11 protein-coding genes are annotated in these 16,496 nt (G+C 60.1%); 10 read left to right on the top strand and 1 reads right to left on the bottom strand.

The annotated features are described in order from the left end of the window. Positions 1 to 225: 225 nt before the first annotated feature. From RGB73_RS26625 to RGB73_RS26590, 8 genes are read left to right on the top strand one after another with little or no spacing between them, the layout of a single operon-like run. Positions 226 to 2,604: a DUF7408 domain-containing protein gene (locus RGB73_RS26625; protein WP_310766157.1), complete on the top strand. Its 2,379-nt coding sequence runs from the start codon at positions 226 to 228 to the stop codon at positions 2,602 to 2,604. Continuing rightward, positions 2,601 to 3,527 carry an ABC transporter ATP-binding protein gene (locus RGB73_RS26620; protein ID WP_310766156.1) on the top strand — a complete coding sequence of 309 codons (927 nt, stop codon included), beginning with the start codon at positions 2,601 to 2,603 and terminating at the stop codon, positions 3,525 to 3,527. The genes RGB73_RS26625 and RGB73_RS26620 overlap by 4 nt, the downstream gene beginning before the upstream one ends. Continuing rightward, positions 3,524 to 4,414: an ABC transporter permease gene (locus tag RGB73_RS26615; RefSeq protein ID WP_310766155.1), complete on the top strand. Its 891-nt coding sequence runs from the start codon at positions 3,524 to 3,526 to the stop codon at positions 4,412 to 4,414. The genes RGB73_RS26620 and RGB73_RS26615 overlap by 4 nt, the downstream gene beginning before the upstream one ends. A 3-nt stretch (positions 4,415 to 4,417) precedes the next feature. Continuing rightward, positions 4,418 to 6,151, top strand: a complete 1,734-nt coding sequence (locus tag RGB73_RS26610) for a hypothetical protein (RefSeq protein ID WP_310766154.1) — start codon at positions 4,418 to 4,420, stop codon at positions 6,149 to 6,151. Between the two features lie 33 nt (positions 6,152 to 6,184). Continuing rightward, a complete protein-coding gene (locus RGB73_RS26605) occupies positions 6,185 to 7,168 on the top strand; it encodes an AAA family ATPase (protein ID WP_310766153.1) in 984 nt (327 codons plus the stop codon). Beyond that, positions 7,165 to 8,046 carry a DUF58 domain-containing protein gene (locus RGB73_RS26600; protein ID WP_310766152.1) on the top strand — a complete coding sequence of 294 codons (882 nt, stop codon included), beginning with the start codon at positions 7,165 to 7,167 and terminating at the stop codon, positions 8,044 to 8,046. Before RGB73_RS26605 ends, RGB73_RS26600 begins: the two co-directional genes overlap by 4 nt. Before the next feature lie 17 nt (positions 8,047 to 8,063). After that, on the top strand, positions 8,064 to 9,923 hold the full coding sequence (locus tag RGB73_RS26595) for a vWA domain-containing protein (RefSeq protein WP_310766151.1): 1,860 nt from the start codon (positions 8,064 to 8,066) through the stop codon (positions 9,921 to 9,923). Further along, positions 9,913 to 12,744: a VWA domain-containing protein gene (locus RGB73_RS26590; protein WP_310766150.1), complete on the top strand. Its 2,832-nt coding sequence runs from the start codon at positions 9,913 to 9,915 to the stop codon at positions 12,742 to 12,744. The genes RGB73_RS26595 and RGB73_RS26590 overlap by 11 nt, the downstream gene beginning before the upstream one ends. Before the next feature lie 80 nt (positions 12,745 to 12,824). On the opposite strand, the gene RGB73_RS26585 is transcribed toward RGB73_RS26590, so the two are convergent. Beyond that, entirely contained in the window at positions 12,825 to 14,957 is a 2,133-nt protein-coding gene (locus RGB73_RS26585; RefSeq protein ID WP_310766149.1) for a multicopper oxidase family protein, read from the bottom strand. 137 nt (positions 14,958 to 15,094) lie between these two features. Here RGB73_RS26585 and RGB73_RS26580 point away from each other — a divergent pair, with 137 nt between their 5' ends. Next, positions 15,095 to 15,859, top strand: a complete 765-nt coding sequence (locus tag RGB73_RS26580) for a class I SAM-dependent methyltransferase (protein ID WP_310766148.1) — start codon at positions 15,095 to 15,097, stop codon at positions 15,857 to 15,859. A gap of 113 nt (positions 15,860 to 15,972) precedes the next feature. After that, positions 15,973 to 16,392, top strand: a complete 420-nt coding sequence (locus RGB73_RS26575) for a hypothetical protein (RefSeq protein ID WP_310766147.1) — start codon at positions 15,973 to 15,975, stop codon at positions 16,390 to 16,392. Positions 16,393 to 16,496: the final 104 nt, after the last annotated feature.

The raw sequence follows: 16,496 nt of genomic DNA, 5'->3' as shown, positions 1-16,496 counted from the left end.
GCAAGCATCCTTTTTGGCGTAGTCATCCCTTATTTCTACAATCATCGAAATAACAATAGCATGCCGCGAAGCAAAAGTAAATACCCGGGGCGATACAGATGAGTCGCAAGCCACAGACAAGGATTTTCCAAATTTCATGTAGCCTTTTCCCGATCGAACCGTCTATATATGTATGAAATTGACAAATTTTTGGGGAGAAGAGCGGATCATGGGGGTAGGAAGCGAATGAAACCAGTAATGTTCAAAATGTGGCTGATGGCCGTCTGTGCCCTCCTGCTGCTGTTCACGGGAGGACCTCTCGGAGAGGTCGGCAGCGCCCGCGCGGAAGCAGGCGTGCAACTGGGCGTCACGGCGGGAATCGGCGGCGAGTACAAAGATTCGGGGATGGTGCCGGTACAGGTGACCATGACGAACAGCGGAGCGGATGTGGAAGGGGATCTGATCGTGGCGACAGGAGACATGGGCAACAATACGTTCTCCGTCGCCTACTATCAACCCGTCTCCATCGCGAAAGGGGCGGCCAAGCAAATCACGATTACCGTGCCTGGCTCCGAAGTTCGCTCGGATTCCTATGTGGCATTGATGAAAGCTGACCAGATTGTCGCCAAGGCACCCGTCGGCGGCAGGCGATACAGCCGGGACACCCTGATGGTCGGGGTGCTGGCGGAAGACCGGGATACGGCCAATTTTTTGGGAGTGCTGCCCAAAGGGGCTTTCAGAAACGAGGTCAGAGTCTTGCCGATGAAGCCGGAGCAGGTGCCGACGGCGGGCGTGCAATTGCGTATGATCGATCTGCTCGTCCTGAACAATTTTGCGTTGGATACGTTGAACGCGCAGCAAATCCAGGCGATTCGGGAATGGACCGTTTCCGGCGGGATGCTGATTCTGGCGGGGGGCGCCCAGTACGGCAAAACTGCGGGAGAACTGGCTGATCTGTCGCCAGTGGAAGTAGGCGGCGTCACGACCGTGAAATCTTTGCCTAGCCTGATTCTCGACAAAAGCAAGCCGGTGGAGCTGACCGCACCCTTTACCATCAGCAGCGGCACGCTCAAGGCGGGGAAAGCGCTGTACACGGAAGGGAAGCAGCCGTTGTTCGCATCGCGCACGGTCGAAGAGGGAAAGGTGCTGTACGTGGCCTACGATCTGGCGGCTGAGCCGCTGGCGAGCTGGTCCGGAAACGGCAAGCTTTGGGCGGACGTCCTGCCCCGCGCTTTCGGATCCTCGCTTGACGATTCCCGGGAGCAGTTCTTGGACAGTGTGTGGGCGTTGAGCGATGCGGCGGAGCGTATGCCTTCGCTGAAAATTCCGAACGTCGGATGGTTTGCCTTGTTCTTCGGGATTTACGCCCTGATCGCAGGGCCTGTGCTGTTTTACATCCTGCGTCACAAGCGCAAGCAAAGCTACATGTGGGCCATCGTTCCCGTCTTGTCCGTCGTGACCGGGATCGGGATTTTTTCCTTCGGAGCCATGCAGCGAGGGAGCGGTGTGATGGTCCATCAGACAGGCTATCTCGAGCTGACGAAAGAAGGCGGCGCCAAAGCCAAGGCAGTGACGGCGATGTTTGTGCCGACAGGGGGCGATTACCAGCTGACCATCTACGGGGAAGGCTTGTCCCAGCCGATCGTCGACGGGAGCCGGTGGGGAGAAGTCCCGCTGATATGGGCGTCCCTGCAGCCAGACCACACCGACGTCAAATTCCGCGACGTGGAGTTCTGGTCGATGCGCAAGGTGGCGACTGAGCGGCCCGTACCCGATGCAGGCAAGTTTGTCTCCGATCTGTCCTACGCCGATGGAGCACTGACCGGAACGGTGACCAACCAGACGAAGTACACGCTCCGCGACGTGAAGGTCGTCTCTGACACCCAGGTGCAGGAGGTCGGGGAAATGGCGCCGGGCAGCACCGTGCAGGTCAAGCTGAGCTTCCAGCCAAGCGCGCAGACGCAGATGAGGAGAGGGCAAATCCAGCGGCTGACCAGCCAGCTCGTGCCGCAGCATCTGCAAGGAGTCCGAAACGAAGATGCGCGCGAGCAAACCATGGTGGAAACTCTTCGTTTCAGAGGCAGTGCTTCCTACCAGATGCAACAGGTGATGATTGCGGGTTGGACGAACGAGCCGATCGTGGACGCGACCGTAAAAGGAGAGTCCGTTCACATGGACAGCCTCTCGCTGGTCACATCCGAGCTCGAGGTCAAGCCGTCCAAGGATGGGCATGTGTACTATCCGGCGGGTACATTCGACGTGACGATGTCAGGAAGCAGCGTGCCGGTCGACGACAACGGCGACGGCTATTTCCTGGCTGCGGGAGACATCACGTTTGACGCCCGGATCGAGCGGGAAGGCAAGAAGCTGCAAATCTCCCGCCTGTATCTGTACACCTGGTCCGATGACAATACTCCGTTCGACAAGCAGGTGTACAACTGGAAGACGAAGGCCTTCGACCCGTACGATCAGGTATTTGCGAACAATATCATGGACGGGACGAAGGCTGCGGCTTACCTCTCTGAGGATGGTGTTCTGCGGGTAAAATTCTCGCACGCATTCCCAGACGAACGCCATATCGGCATTCCGAGCGCCAGCGTGGAAGGGAAGGTGACCCATCTGTGATCCAGATCCAAAACTTGAAGAAGCGATACGGAAAAATGGAGGCGCTGAAAGGACTGACCCTCGAAATTGACAAAGGGACGGTATTCGGCTTTGTCGGGCCGAACGGAGCCGGCAAGTCGACGACCATGTCGATCCTGGCGACCTTGCTTGCGCCGACGAGCGGAAAGGCGTACGTGGGCGGCTACGAAGTGACCAAGCACCCGAAGGAAGTGCGCAAGCTGATCGGATACATGCCCGACTTTTTCGGCGTGTACGACAATTTGACCGCAGAAGAATACCTCGATTTCTACGGAGCCAACTACGATATTCCGGCAGCGGAGCGCAAGCAGATCATCCCGCAGCTGCTCGAGCTGGTGAATCTGAGCCACAAGCGGGACGCCTACGTCGACTCGCTCTCGCGCGGGATGAAGCAGCGTCTGGGGCTGGCGCGCTCGCTGGTGCACAATCCGGAGGTGCTCATTTTGGACGAACCGGCATCCGGCCTGGATCCGCGCGCACGCATCGAGCTGCGGGAAATTTTGAAAGAGCTGCGCGACATGGGCAAGACGATCATCATCAGCTCGCACATCCTTCCAGAGCTGGCGGAGATGTGCGACGTGATCGGGGTGATCGAGGAAGGCAATCTGATGGCCTTTGGCCGGGTCGATGAAATTTACGCGAAAATGCAGGAAAAACGCGTCTTGCGCATCCGATTGCTGGATCAGGTGGAGGAAGCGATGACGCGATTGCGGGAAATGCCCGCTGTCTCCGGTGTCACCCGGGAAGGCAACTGGGTGGTGGCCGGTTTTGCCGGCGACGACGAGCAGCAGGTCAAACTGCTCAGCGAGCTGACAGCGGCAGGCTTTCCGGTAGCGGCATTCAATGAGGCGCAGGGCAACCTGGAGGAAATCTTCCTGGAAATTACGAAGGGGGTGGGGTCATGAACGCATGGAGAGCATGGCGCAATCCGGTGTTGTTCAACGAATGGAAGATGCGGATGCGGACGCAGCGTTCGCCTTGGATCATCCTGCTCTACCTGCTCGTGCTGGGCGGGATCACGCTGCTCTACATCTTTTTGGAGACAAACGGCGGCAGCTACTACAATCCCAATCAGACGCGCGAACTGTTCATGATGCTGTCCATCCTGCAGCTGGGGATGATCTGCTTTGTCGTCCCCGGTCTCACGGCAGGAGTCATTTCCGGCGAGCGGGAGCGGCAGACGCTAAGCGTCCTGCTCACCACCAACGTCAGTGCGACCCGCCTCATCGTGGGCAAATGGCTGGCGTCCCTCAGCTTTATGACGTTTCTCGTATTCGCCACCATCCCGCTGTACGCGATTGTCTTTTTGTACGGCGGAATCTCTCCATCGCAGCTGCTGCGGGTATTCGGCTTTTACGTCATCACCATGTTCGGCATCGGCAGCATCGGCGTCCTGCTGTCCACCCTCATCAAACGGACGGGGATCGCGACGGTCGTCAGCTATGCGATCGTCTTCGGCTATTCGATCGGTTCCAGCGTGCTGGCCGAAATCATACGCGAGTTGATCCGCTACCAGCGGCGGATGAACAATTACCCGTCTGGACCCATGCCGGTCTGGCCGGACCTTTTGCACAGCATCAATCCGCTGTTCGCCTTGATGAACATCTTCGGCGAAGGTCCGGTGCGGGATATGAGCAAGACGCACCCGGCATCGAGCCTGTTGGCAGTGGATCCGTTTTGGTATTACTGCCTCTTCTTTGCGGTAGTGACAGTCGTTTGCCTGCTCCTGTCGATTTACCTGATTCAGCCTGTGCGGCCGCGCTTGCGAAAAGCCGCTCCCGAGGAGAACTAAGCCATGTTCGCTCCGAAAGCAAGGGCGCAGGATGAACTGCAAGCGTTGCTCAGGCCGATTCGCAAAAAGCTGGAGAGGCGCACGTGGGCAAGGCAGTTGACCGCATACGGCTTGTGCGGGCTGGGGGGAAGCGTGGCGCTTCTCCTCGTTGCTCGCCTTTGGCCGATTCCGTATTATTCATGGCTGGTGATAGCGCTGCCCAGCGTCGCTCTTCTCTGCGGCTGGGCGACCGGGTACAGGAAAAAGCCGTCCGTGCTGGACTCCGCCCGGACCGCCGACGCAAACGGCCTCGCACAGCGGGTAGTCACCGCGTGGGAAAACAGGGAAAACTCTTCAAGGATCGCGGCTATGCAGCGGGAAGACGCGCTGCAGCACTTGCGGCGCACCCTGCCGCAAACGGTGGAAAGCGTGCGGGTGTGGGGCGGGCTGCAAAAGCGGCTGTACGCGGGCGGAGCCTTGCTCGCGGCGGGCGTCTTGCTGTTTTGCCTGCCCAACCCGCAGGATCTTCGTCTGGCGCAAATGGCACAGGAGAAGAAGTCTCTTGCCCAAGCGGAGGAAAAGCTGGACGAAGCGAAGGAAGAGCTTCAGAACAACAAAGAGATGAGCAAGACCGAAAAACAGCAGCTGGCGCAACTGCTCGAGCAAACCAAAAAAGAGCTGGCTGCCGCCAAAGATCCCGCTGAGCGCCAAAATGCGCTTCGGGCGGCACAGAAGCAGCTGGACAAATGGAAGGAAATCGAGCGAAAGCGGCAAGCGGCTCTCCAGCAATTGCAAAACAATCTGGGCAGCCAGGAAGGGACGAGGGCGCTTGCGGATGCCATGAAGTCCGGGAACATGCAGGAGCTGGAAAAAGCGCTGAAGCAAGCGGCGGAGCAGATGGAAAAGATGTCCCCGAGCCAACGCGACGCGCTCGCGAAAGAACTGGCAAAATCGGCCGAACAGTTGGGCAAGGAGGCTGCTGCGGCCAAATCGCTGGAGCCGATCGCGACCCAATTGGCCCAGGCGGCGCAGCAGTTGTCGCAGGGACAAGTACCGCAGGCGATGGCTGCGATGGAAAGTGGACTGATGTCGGCGATGGGAGGTACGCAACAAGCGGGACCAGCTACGCTGGCTCTCTCCAATGCCGCCACCTCCTTGCAGCAGGCCCAAATGATGCTCGCCAGCTCGGGAGGCGCAGGTGCAGGAGGTGCAGGAGGTGCAGGAGGTGCTGGCGCTCCAGCCGGGACAGCGAGCCCGGGTCAAGCAGTGCCGGCATCGGGAGTACCAGCAGGGACGTCAGCGGGCGACAGCGCCGCGAATGCGGGTCAGGGTGCCGCCGGACAGCCGGGTAATGGAGGGGCGGGCCAAGGAAACGGCTCGGGACAAGGCAGTGGCTCGAGCCAGGGCAACGGCAATGGCTCGGGTTCCGGAAGCGGCTCCGGGTCGGGGAGAGGAGCAGGCAGTGGAAGGGGCGGCGGCGCCGACCTGGGAACGGGATCGCATGAGCTCGTCACCGTGCCGTCCGCCCGAATCGGCGGCAATAGCGGTCCAACCGATACGGCAGGCGGCCCGCTCGGAGCCGGTCCTTCCCAATCGCGCCAGAGCCAAAGCACGCAGGTATCCGCAGGCGGCGCGCTGCCTTACGAGGAAGTGTACGGCCAGTACGAGCAGTTCGCCCGCGAAAGCATGGAAAAAGGGAACATACCCGGCGACTACCAGGAAGTCGTCAAACAGTATTTCAGCAATATCGAGCCGTGAGGACAACCGCTCACAGAAAAGGAGGGCCAGGCGATGGCGCAACAAACGCTGGAGGACTGCCTGCAACGGGTAGAACTCGTCAGGCAAGAAATCGGGAAAGTGCTGGTAGGACAAAAAGACGTGGTGGAGCAGCTGCTCTGGGCGGTGTTTGCAGGGGGGCACGCACTGCTGGAAGGGGTGCCCGGCCTGGGGAAGACACTGCTGGTGCGTACGCTGTCGCAGGCGTTTGAGCTGTCGTTCCAGCGCATCCAGTTTACGCCGGATTTGATGCCGACCGACATCACAGGTACGAATATTTTGCGCGTGGACGAGAAGGGACAGCAAGCTTTTTCGTTTCAGCCCGGCCCGATCTTCGCCCACGTGGTCCTGGCAGACGAGATCAACCGGGCGACGCCGAAGACGCAAAGCGCCTTGCTGGAGGCGATGCAGGAGCGGACAGTATCGGCAGGAGGCGCGACCCGCAAGCTGCCAGAGCCGTTCTTCGTGCTGGCGACGCAAAACCCGCTGGAGCAGGAAGGCACCTATCCGTTGCCGGAGGCCCAGATGGACCGGTTCTTGTTGAAGATCGACGTCCCGTATCCGACGGCAGAAGAATTGAAACTCATCGTGCGTCAGACTACGTCGGGCCAAGCCGCGGATGTGGGCAAGGCAGCGTCAGCCGAGCAGATCGCCGACATTCAGCAGGCCGCCCGCGAAGTGCTGGTGGCGGAGCCCGTGCTGGACTATGCCGTGGGGCTGCTGCTGGCGACCCATCCGCATGAGGACTCCGTGGAATCGGTGAAGCAGTATGTGCGAAACGGAGCCGGTCCACGCGGTGTGCAGGCGATGGTCGCTTTGGCGAAGGTGCGCGCCCTGCTGGCCGGCCGGTTCAACCTGGCCTTCGAGGACGTCGCGGCAGTAGCGATGCCCGCCCTGCGCCATCGGATCCTGCTCAATTTCGAGGGAGAAGCGAACGGCATCCGCACCGACCAAATCGTCCGCGACATTCTGGATAAAATGGAGAGTCACCGAGCATGAGCGGGCATCTGTTGGATCCTGCCTGGCTGGCCAAGCTGGAGCGGCTGCAGATGGCAAGCAAGCGGACAGCGAGCGGAAATCAGGCGGGACTTAGGCGCGCCAAGCAGCTCGGAAGCTCCATGGAGTTTGCGGAGTATCGCGCCTACGTGCCCGGAGACGATTTGCGCCAGCTGGACTGGAATGCGTACGCACGCTCGGGCAAGCTGTTTTTGAAAAAGTACCTGGACGAGACGCAGCTGACCGTTAATGTGTACATCGACTGCAGCCGTTCGATGAGCCACGGCCAGACCGGCAAATGGGAGCGCAGCGTCCAGTTGGCGGCTGCGCTGGGCTATCTTTCCCTCTGCCATCTGGATCACGTATCGATCTACGCCTTCGATCGGCAAATGGTGGCAGCCGTGCGAGGGTTGCAAGGGAAAAGCCAGGCTCCGCGCCTGCTCGACTTTTTGGCCAAGCTGGAGCCGGGAGGGACCGGCGATTTGAACGAGGCGTTGCGGTCACCAGGCGCTGTCAGCGGCAAGGGGGGCATTTCCATCGTGCTGTCCGACTTTTTGTTCGAGTCCGGCTATGAGAGCGGCCTCGCTTATTTGCAGGCCGCCAAGCAGGACGTCATCCTGGTGCAGGTGCTCTCCGGCGAAGAGCAGGACCCTGCCTATCGGGGAGAGCTGCGTCTGATCGACGCGGAGACCGGCCAGGCGAAAGAAGTGTCTTTGACCGGAACGCTATTGGAGCAGTACCGCAAGAGTCTGCAGCAGTACCGGCAGGAGCTGTCCGCCTTTGCCTTTGGACGGGGCATGCCGGTACTGTCCGTCGAGGCGGAGCAGGCCGTGGAATCGATCGTCTTTCAAGTATTTCGCAGAGCCGGCATCATTCGCTAGAGAGGGGAGGAACCACCATGCAGTGGATGACAGTAGGAAACATATGGATCGCGCTGATCATCCCCGCGATCATCGTTCTCTACCTGCTCAAGCGGAAAGTCGAAGATCGCGTCGTGCCGAGCACGCTGCTCTGGCAGCGGACGCTGCAAAACTGGGAAGCGGTGCGGCCTTGGGAAAAGCTGCGACGCAATCTGCTTCTGCTTCTGCAGCTTCTGGCTGCCCTTTTGCTGGTGCTGGCGCTGCTCGGGCCGGCTATTTCCACTGATGGCATGACGACGGATCACACTGTGCTGGTCATTCAAAATTCGGCGAGCATGCAGACGAGCGAAGGCGGGCAGACCAGGCTGGAGAAGGCCGTGGCCGAAGCGTCGAGCCTGATGGAAAGGCTGGGCGCAGGGCAAACCGTTACGCTGATGGTCGCAGGAAGAGAGCCAAACGTACTGGTATCCAAAAGCTCCGATCGTCAGCAGCTGGGAGAAGCCATTCGGCAGCTGCCCCCGGCGAGCGGCAGCGTCGATACCGGGGCCGCCTTGTCGCTTGCGGGTGCAATCGCGGCAAACGAGCCCGGCAGCAGCATCGTTTGGCTGGGGGACGGTGCGCAAGGGGGGACGGGCGAGCTTTCCGCGGCTGCCTATCCCGGACGCTTCCGCTTCATGCAGATGGGACAAACGCGAGAAAATACGGCAATTGGCGCCTTCGTGACGCAACAAGGAGCGAAGGGGACAAATGGGCTCGTGCGGATCGACAACCACGGCAGCCAAACGGCGAAAGGAAAGGTGACCGTTTATGACGGAGAGGGCAAGCTGCTCGATACGGATACCTTCTCGGTAGAAGCGGGCGCCTCCCGAACGATCACGTGGGACGATCTGCCTGGCTCCCCCGTCTATCGGGCGGTCATCGAGCCGCAGCAGGATGGGCTTGCGACGGACAACGAGGCGTGGAGCGTGCCTTCTTCGACGGGAGTCGGCAAAGTCGCGCTCGTCTCGCCAGGCGGCAATCGCTTTCTCCATCAAGCTCTGCAGACGGTCGGCAGTCTGGATGTGGAGACCATGCAGGAAATGCCAGTGAAGAATGGCGCTGCGAGGGATGTCTGGGTGTTTGACGGAGTCGTGCCCGACCGTCTGCCGGAGGGCAATATCCTGCTCATAGCACCGGAAAGAGGCGCGGATTGGCTTCCGTACAAGGGTGAGGTCGAGCTGGACGAACAGCCCAAGTCGGGGAGCACGGACGAACCGCTGCTCCGCTACGTGGACTGGCGTGACGTACACGTCGCCAAGACCGCCGTGCTCGGCGAGATGCCGGGCATGAAGCCGCTGGTGATGGCGGGTGGAGCCGAGCTTGTGCGTGCAGGCACCCTCGAAGGAAAGCGTGTCGTGATCATCGGTTTTGACCTGCACGACTCCGACCTGCCGCTGCGCCCGGCTTTTCCGATATTCATGCAAAATGCCGTCAACTGGCTCACCCCTTCCCGTACAGCGTCGATCGGCCCTGCCGCACCGGGGGAATTGCTGACCGTACCTTTGACTCCGGGCGCAACGAAGCGGGTGTTGGTCGATCCTTCCGGCGGGCACAAGCCGATTCAGGCGGCAGGGACGAGCTGGACGCTGCAGGCGCCGGATCGAACAGGATTGTACCGGATCGACGAAGAGATCGATGCGAAATGGCACAGCCGGTATTTTCCGGTACAGATGAACGAGTCCCAATCCGATATCACACCTAAAACGATCCGGGTGGCGACCGGCGAAATGCAGCCGACGGATGAGAGCGAAGGCCAGTCGGCCGCAGCGGCGGGGAGCCGGGAGCTGATGCCATGGCTTGCGGCGCTGGCATTGCTGGCCGTGTTTGTGGAATGGAGGGTGTATCAGCGTGGGTATTGATTTTTCGTCGCCATGGTTGCTCTTGCTCCTCCTCCCGGCCTGCTACGTGCTGATTCGCTGGTGGCGCGGCGAGAGGCATATGCCTGCGAGCAGAAAAGCGGTCATCCTGGCCCTGCGAACGCTTGTATTTCTGCTGCTGATCCTGACGCTGGCGGGCACCCAGCTGCTTACACCCGTGCAGGGCAAAACTGTCGTGTTTGTCGTCGACCGATCGGCCTCCATGAAGGACGATCCGCGGCTCGCCGCGTTTTTGCGGGAGGCGGTCAGCCGCAAACAGCCGCAGGATCAGTACGCCGTCGTCGCGGTCGGGGAAAAAGCGGCGGTAGACCAGCCCTTGACCACGCGCGATGAGGTGCAGCCGCTCGGAGTAGAGGTGAATCGCAATGCGACCAATTTGGCGGAAGGAATACGCCTGGCCGCCGCGATGATCCCGAGCCAGGCACGGGGAAAAGTCGTCGTGCTGACGGATGGCGTGGCGACCGGCGGAGATGCGGAGCGGGAGACCAGACTCGCCGTGGATCGGGGTATCGCTGTGGAGGCTGTTTCCATGCAGCAGCCGCAGGGAGACGAGGTACTGCTGGCTGCGGTGCAGGTGCCGGAGCGTCTGTACGCCGGAGAAGAATTCGCCATCAGCGTGGACGTGGAAAGCACGCAATCGACCGGGGCGACGCTTCGGCTGTACGAGGGCAACCGGGAAGCGGGCAGCCAAAAGGTCGCGATCGAAAAGGGGAAAAACCGTTTCGTCTTTTCCCAAAAGGCCATACAGCAAGGCTTTCACCGTTTCCGAGTCGAGATCGAGCCGGAGCGCGATACGGTGCGGGCAAACAATCAGGCGACCGCCTACACGGGGGTAGCGGGCGCGCCCGTGGTGCTCGTTGTCGAAGGGCATCCGGGAGCGGCGAGCAACCTGACGCAAGCCCTGAAAGCGGGCAACATGGCTGTGGAAGTGAAGGACGCCCGGCTGCTGCCGAAGGAGCTGGACGGCTATAAACCGTACGCCTCTCTTGTGCTGGCAGACGTGCCCGCGACGCAGATCGGGGATGAAGACATGGAGCGCATCCGTACGGCCGTCCGCGATCTGGGAATGGGGCTGATCATGACAGGAGGCGGGGACAGCTTTGGCATGGGCGGTTGGTTTCAGACGCCGATCGAAGAGGCATTGCCCGTCCAGATGGATCTCAAGGGAAAGGAAAACCTGCCGTCACTCGGCCTGGAGCTGGTGATCGACAAGTCCGGCAGCATGACCGGAGATGCGCGTGGCGTGGACAAGATGGAGCTGGCCAAGGAAGCAGCAATCCGCGCCACGACCATGATGAACGGGCAGGATCAGATCGGGGTCATCGCTTTCGACGGTTCCCCATGGGAAGTAGTCGCTCCGAGAAGCGTCACGCAGCTCGATGAAATGCAGCGCCAAATCGGCAGCATTTACGCGGACGGCGGCACGGACATCTATCCCGCCCTGCAGCTGGCGTACGAACGTATCAAGACGATGAAGACGCAGCGCAAGCACGTCATCCTGCTGACGGATGGGCAGTCTGGTCAGGACGACGACTACGCGGGACTGCTGCAGCAGATGGCGGGGGAAAACATCACCGTATCGACCGTTGCGGTGGGAGATGGTGCCGATACGCAGCTGCTCCAGATGATCAGCGAAATGGGCAAAGGCCGGTATTACTTTGCAGGCGACGCCGAATCCATCCCGAAGATTTTCAGCAAGGAAACGGCTTTGGCCAGCCGCACCTTCATCGTGGAAAAGCCGCAAGAGCCGATCCGTACAGGATCCGGCGGCTGGGCTTCGCTGAAGCAGGCAGTACCGCCGCTTCTCGCCTATATCGCGACCACGCCGAAACAGACAGCCGAGACCCCTCTTGTGAGCGTGGACGAAGATCCGGTGCTCGCCCGTTGGCAGTACGGCCTGGGGCGGACGGTTGCGTGGACGAGCGATCTGGAAGGCAAGTGGGCGCCAGATTGGGTGAGCTGGGGAGGAAGCAGCCGGTTCTGGAACGAGCTGGTAGCCTGGACGCTGCCCCAAGTAAGCCAGGGGAACTGGAAGACGGAGACGCAGTTGGCTCACGGTACGGGACGGGTCACAGTGACGCTTCCGGACAACGCCCCTATGCCGCAGGAGCTGGAAGCGGTCGTGATCAGCCAGCAGATGCAGCGCGAGGCCATCCGGTTGAAGCCGACTGCTCCCGGCGTGCTGGCAGGCGATTTCGCGGCAGCCGATCCGGGTTCCTACTTGATTCAAATCGTGGAAAAGGCAGGCGGACAGATCGTAGCCAATCAAACGGCCGGATTGACAGTAGCGTATTCGCCGGAATTCGGATTGCCGCGGGACGGCGAACAGGAGCTGCGCAATTGGCTGATTGCCGGAGGAGGTTCCCTGATCGAGCAGCCGGGGGAAGCATTCGCGGGCAGCATGGCTGGCAAGTGGGAGACACAGCCGATCGGCGAGTGGCTGCTGATGCTGGCGGCGCTCCTCTGGCCGCTCGATGTGGCGTCTCGCAGGCTGCAGCTGCCTGATCATTGGTGGGCAAAGCTGACGGCTTTGTGGCGCAAACGGCCTCTGGCCCAGTCTGATGCACGCGGCCAAGCTGTGTTGACGCGTCTGGGAGAGAGAAGGGCAGCGGGCGCGCAGCAGAATCCCAAGTCGGCTGCAGGAGTCATGCGGCCTACCGAACAGGCATCGGGAAGCCCTGCGCATACCACCCCTGCAGCTCCAAAGGTTGCCAGGCAGCAAGAACGGGGAGCCAAAGAGGATGCTCCTGCGGACGAGACGTTGAACCGCCTTTTGGCAGCGAAAAAACGGAGAACGAAGTGACAGCTTTGCAAGCAAGAAAAGCAGCCGGCGCGCAGAGCGTCTGGCTGCTTTCTGTTCAATGGCTCTCCGGCCGTCGCTTCCTACTCGGGCTGGTTGCGAGTCTGTCTTCCCATTAGAAATGGTGTGGTCACTCCTTCGTAGACGAGGTGCATCGTCATCCCGACCCTGGCATGGGTGAGGTTGTGGCAATGGTCCATCCACAGGCCTGGATTGTCTGCGCGGAAAGCCACTTCATAGGTCTCTCCCGGGGCGACATTGAGGGTATCGGTCCACCAGGGACTTCCTGTCGTGGCCGTTCCGTTTCGGCTGAGCACCAGCATGTGATGCCCGTGCAGGTGCATCGGGTGATCCATATAGCTGCGGTTGACGAACGTCATTTTGACGAGGTCCCCTTCTTGTACCATCAGCATCGGGGTGTCGGGAAAGACCTTGCCGTTGATCGCCCACAGCCCATCCAGCCGCCCGTCGTAAAATCCGAGCTGGACGTCGAAAACGAACCGGAAATCCCGGTCGAATCGGGCCGCTCGATCGAAAGGCAGCGGCACGGGACTGCCGTAGCCGGCCGGATCAAATACGGGAAGATCCGGATGGGGAGGGGGTGCTTCTCCCGTTCCGTCCGGACTGAGCAGGAGCCCGCGGCCTCCGTCCGATCTTGACTGGGAAAGAAAGACGGGCCGCTGCGGCATGGTAAAGGTGATGTCGTATCGACCGCCAGCCGCGATCAGCAGCGTCTGGTTTGCGATCAGATTTGGATCGTGCACATCGTTTCCGTCTATTGCGGCGACCTGATAAGGGGAGCCCAGGAGCTGGAAGTAGGCCGGGCTGCTGTCGGCGTTGATAAGACGCAGGCGGACAGGCGTGCCGGGTGCGGCCTGCTCCTTTGTGACTCCCTGCTTGCCGCTTAGCGTGAAGCCGCCCCCTCCGTTCAGCTTGTGGTGTACGAGGGTAAGATCAAGAGACGGCTGCTTTGGCGATTTTGCTTCATTTGCCGATTCGATGACGAGCGGGCCAAACAGCCCCTTTTTTACCTGTACGGATGACTGCTGGTGCGAATGATACCAATACGTTCCCGTTTGTTTGGCCACGAACCGGTACACGTGCTTCTCTCCGGGCAGCACGGCGTCCTGGGTAGCGCCGGCCACTCCGTCTTCTGCATTCGGGACGTTCAGGCCGTGCCAGTGAATCGTGACACCTTCGGGGATGTCCTTGTTCTCCAGCACGACCTCGATCAGCTCGCCCTCCCGCATCCGCAATTCAGGGCCGGGATATTGGCCGTTGTACGTCCAGGCTTCCACGCTTTTGCCGGAAGGGAGCGAGAGCTGCGTTTTTTGTGCCGTCAGTGTAAACCGCCGATCGGGAATTTCCGATCGGGGTCCCGTCAATTCCGTCACGCTGACTGATTGACCGCGGGATACACCGGAGGCATGCTGCTCTTGCGCATTTGCTGCATGGGCATGCCTGTTCTCCTGTCCGCCTGCGCTAGGCTCCGCCATGTTCATCCTGTCAGGCAAGCGGCTTGCTTCCAGCGCCTGGTTGAACCAAGTGGCGATGCCGCCCCATACGAGGAGGAGAAGGATGGCGAAGCGCAGGAAGCGGATCAGCGGATGGGCTTTGTGCAGCGGTCCGGGACGGCCGAACCGTTGCTGGCGCCATGACTGCCCGATCCAGAGGGCGGAGGTGCCGGCGATCAGCGTTCCCCATGCGCCGATGAGCGCCCCGGTATCCAGCGTGACAGCAGGGGAAACGAACTGCAGCGCAGCGGCGAGGAAGGCCCCCAGGGACAAGGCGTGAATAGGGACGATTGTTTCCGGCGCGGCTGCCGCCATTCGCCAAGCCGCCTGTTCCTCGTCGGATGCGTCTGTTCGGACGGGGAAGGGAAGCACGCGAACCCCCAACCTCCAAAGGCGCGGCAAAGACACCAGCGCAACTGCGATCGCGGGAGCCAGGATAAGCGGCAGAAAGCCGAGCAGCTTGTCGTTTATGTAAAGCCAGCCGAAGGAGTCGAACATGAGCCACGTCTGCAGCCATTGCGCCACCGCGGCCAAAAGCGTCAGGCAGCCCAGAGAAAAGGTCCAGCGGGCGCTGCTTGCCATAGCGGGGCCGGGCGGACGCGCGGCGAGGCGTCCGGCGCGAAAGGCAAAAACAAGCGCGAGGACGAAGACAACGATGTACAATCCTTGATCGACCCCTGCCAGCAAAGTAAAATCGGGCATGATCATTTCCCCCCGAAAATAAGTTCGCTTTCTATGATAAAGAGGAACGTCTCAGACCCACACGTACCGGGGCCGGATTTTATCTCCGTCTCAGGTCGGACGTAAGCAGGGAAGACAAACGCAAGGAGGCAAACGGAATGAACCGAACAGAGTGGATCGAATATTTGTGCAAAGAGGCCGAGCAGCCCTTCGAGGGGTGGGACTTTTCTTATTTGACCGGGACTGGAAGGATGCAGGATTCTCCCTTGTCTTGGAACTACGCGAGCGTCGTCCAGCAAAGGATGAAGGGGAAAGCGTCGATGCTCGACATGGGCACGGGAGGCGGCGAGCTGCTTTCGATGCTTCGGCCACTCCCGGCGCAGACGGTCGCCACCGAAGGCTATCCGCCCAACGTCCAGATCGCCCGCAATCGTCTGGAACCGTTGGGGGTTGCCGTCGCCGAAGCGGACGGGGAAGAGGATCTGCCTTTTCCCGACCAGTCGTTCGAGCTGGTGGTGAACAGACATGAAGCCTATATTCCCGCGGAAGTGTATCGCGTGCTCACAGACGGAGGCGTGTTTGTCACCCAGCAGGTAGGAGGGCAGGACAACCTCGAGTTGAACCGCTTGCTGGACATACCGTCCTCGGGCGAGTATTCGCACTGGAACCTCGCCTACGCCGTAGAGGAGCTTCGGGAGGCCGGCTTTGCCATTCTGCAGCAAAAGGAAGAGATGGGCTTCACGCGCTATTACGACATCGGGGCAATCGTCTACTACGTAAACGCGATCATCTGGCAATTTCCCGGCTTTTCCGTGGAGAGCCATGCAGACCGGCTGCTGTCCCTGCATAATCGAATAGAAGCGGAGGGGTATATCGATATTCCGACGCATCGCTTCTTCCTTACAGCGCAGCGCCCCGAATGATTTTCTGAGACAGCCTTTTTTCGCTACCGGTAAGGGAAGAAGGGTACGAGTACAAGCAATGGCCACCCCCCGTTCATATAAAAGGTAGTACAGGAGACGGAGGAGGTGGACCCATGACGCCGGGACAAAATGAATCGAGCAAGGACCTGGATCAACAACTGCAACGCATCTATCAGCGCTTGGACAAATTCGAGGAACGCATCGACAAACTAGAAGGAAAAATGACGGTAGCCACGAGATGGCTGGAGAGAATCGAGCATCGCTTGGAGCGAATGGAAGAGGTACGGGCAGAACTGGTGCAAGCATTGACGAAATTGCAGACGGAAATCGCGTTGAAGTCAGGAATCACAGATAAAGAGAAAGACATCATCATGCAGCTGCTGAACAACGAGAAGACGAACCAAGAAAAAATGGCAGAGATGATCGAAGGAGACAAAGGAAGAAAGCAAGAGCGTTTTTTGCAAATATGGGCGGTTTTGGGACCTGTAATCGCCTCCGTACTCACCTCTTTTTTGACTCGTTTTCTCATGTGAGGGACGGAGGCGGACGGAAAATAGGAGGAAATGTGGAAATCCTGTGTAACGGTGTTCCATTTTTCTACCGCAACTTTTGCCTATACTGGGGGGCAAGTTAAAGA

The sequence above is a fragment of the Brevibacillus brevis genome (assembly GCF_031583145.1).
GTDB lineage: Bacteria > Bacillota > Bacilli > Brevibacillales > Brevibacillaceae > Brevibacillus > Brevibacillus brevis_E.
This window is presented reverse-complemented; position numbering and strand designations above follow the sequence as displayed.

Excerpts from the sequence above, each read along its gene's own strand:
- RGB73_RS26625 (WP_310766157.1), top strand. The coding sequence starts at position 226 with ATGAAACCAGTAATGTTCAAAATGTGGCTGATGGCCGTCTGTGCCCTC.
- RGB73_RS26615 (WP_310766155.1), top strand. The coding sequence starts at position 3,524 with ATGAACGCATGGAGAGCATGGCGCAATCCGGTGTTGTTCAACGAATGG.
- RGB73_RS26610 (WP_310766154.1), top strand. The coding sequence starts at position 4,418 with ATGTTCGCTCCGAAAGCAAGGGCGCAGGATGAACTGCAAGCGTTGCTC.
- RGB73_RS26605 (WP_310766153.1), top strand. The coding sequence starts at position 6,185 with ATGGCGCAACAAACGCTGGAGGACTGCCTGCAACGGGTAGAACTCGTC.
- RGB73_RS26600 (WP_310766152.1), top strand. The coding sequence starts at position 7,165 with ATGAGCGGGCATCTGTTGGATCCTGCCTGGCTGGCCAAGCTGGAGCGG.
- RGB73_RS26595 (WP_310766151.1), top strand. The coding sequence starts at position 8,064 with ATGCAGTGGATGACAGTAGGAAACATATGGATCGCGCTGATCATCCCC.
- RGB73_RS26585 (WP_310766149.1), bottom strand. The coding sequence starts at position 14,957 with ATGCCCGATTTTACTTTGCTGGCAGGGGTCGATCAAGGATTGTACATC.
- RGB73_RS26580 (WP_310766148.1), top strand. The coding sequence starts at position 15,095 with ATGAACCGAACAGAGTGGATCGAATATTTGTGCAAAGAGGCCGAGCAG.
- RGB73_RS26575 (WP_310766147.1), top strand. The coding sequence starts at position 15,973 with ATGACGCCGGGACAAAATGAATCGAGCAAGGACCTGGATCAACAACTG.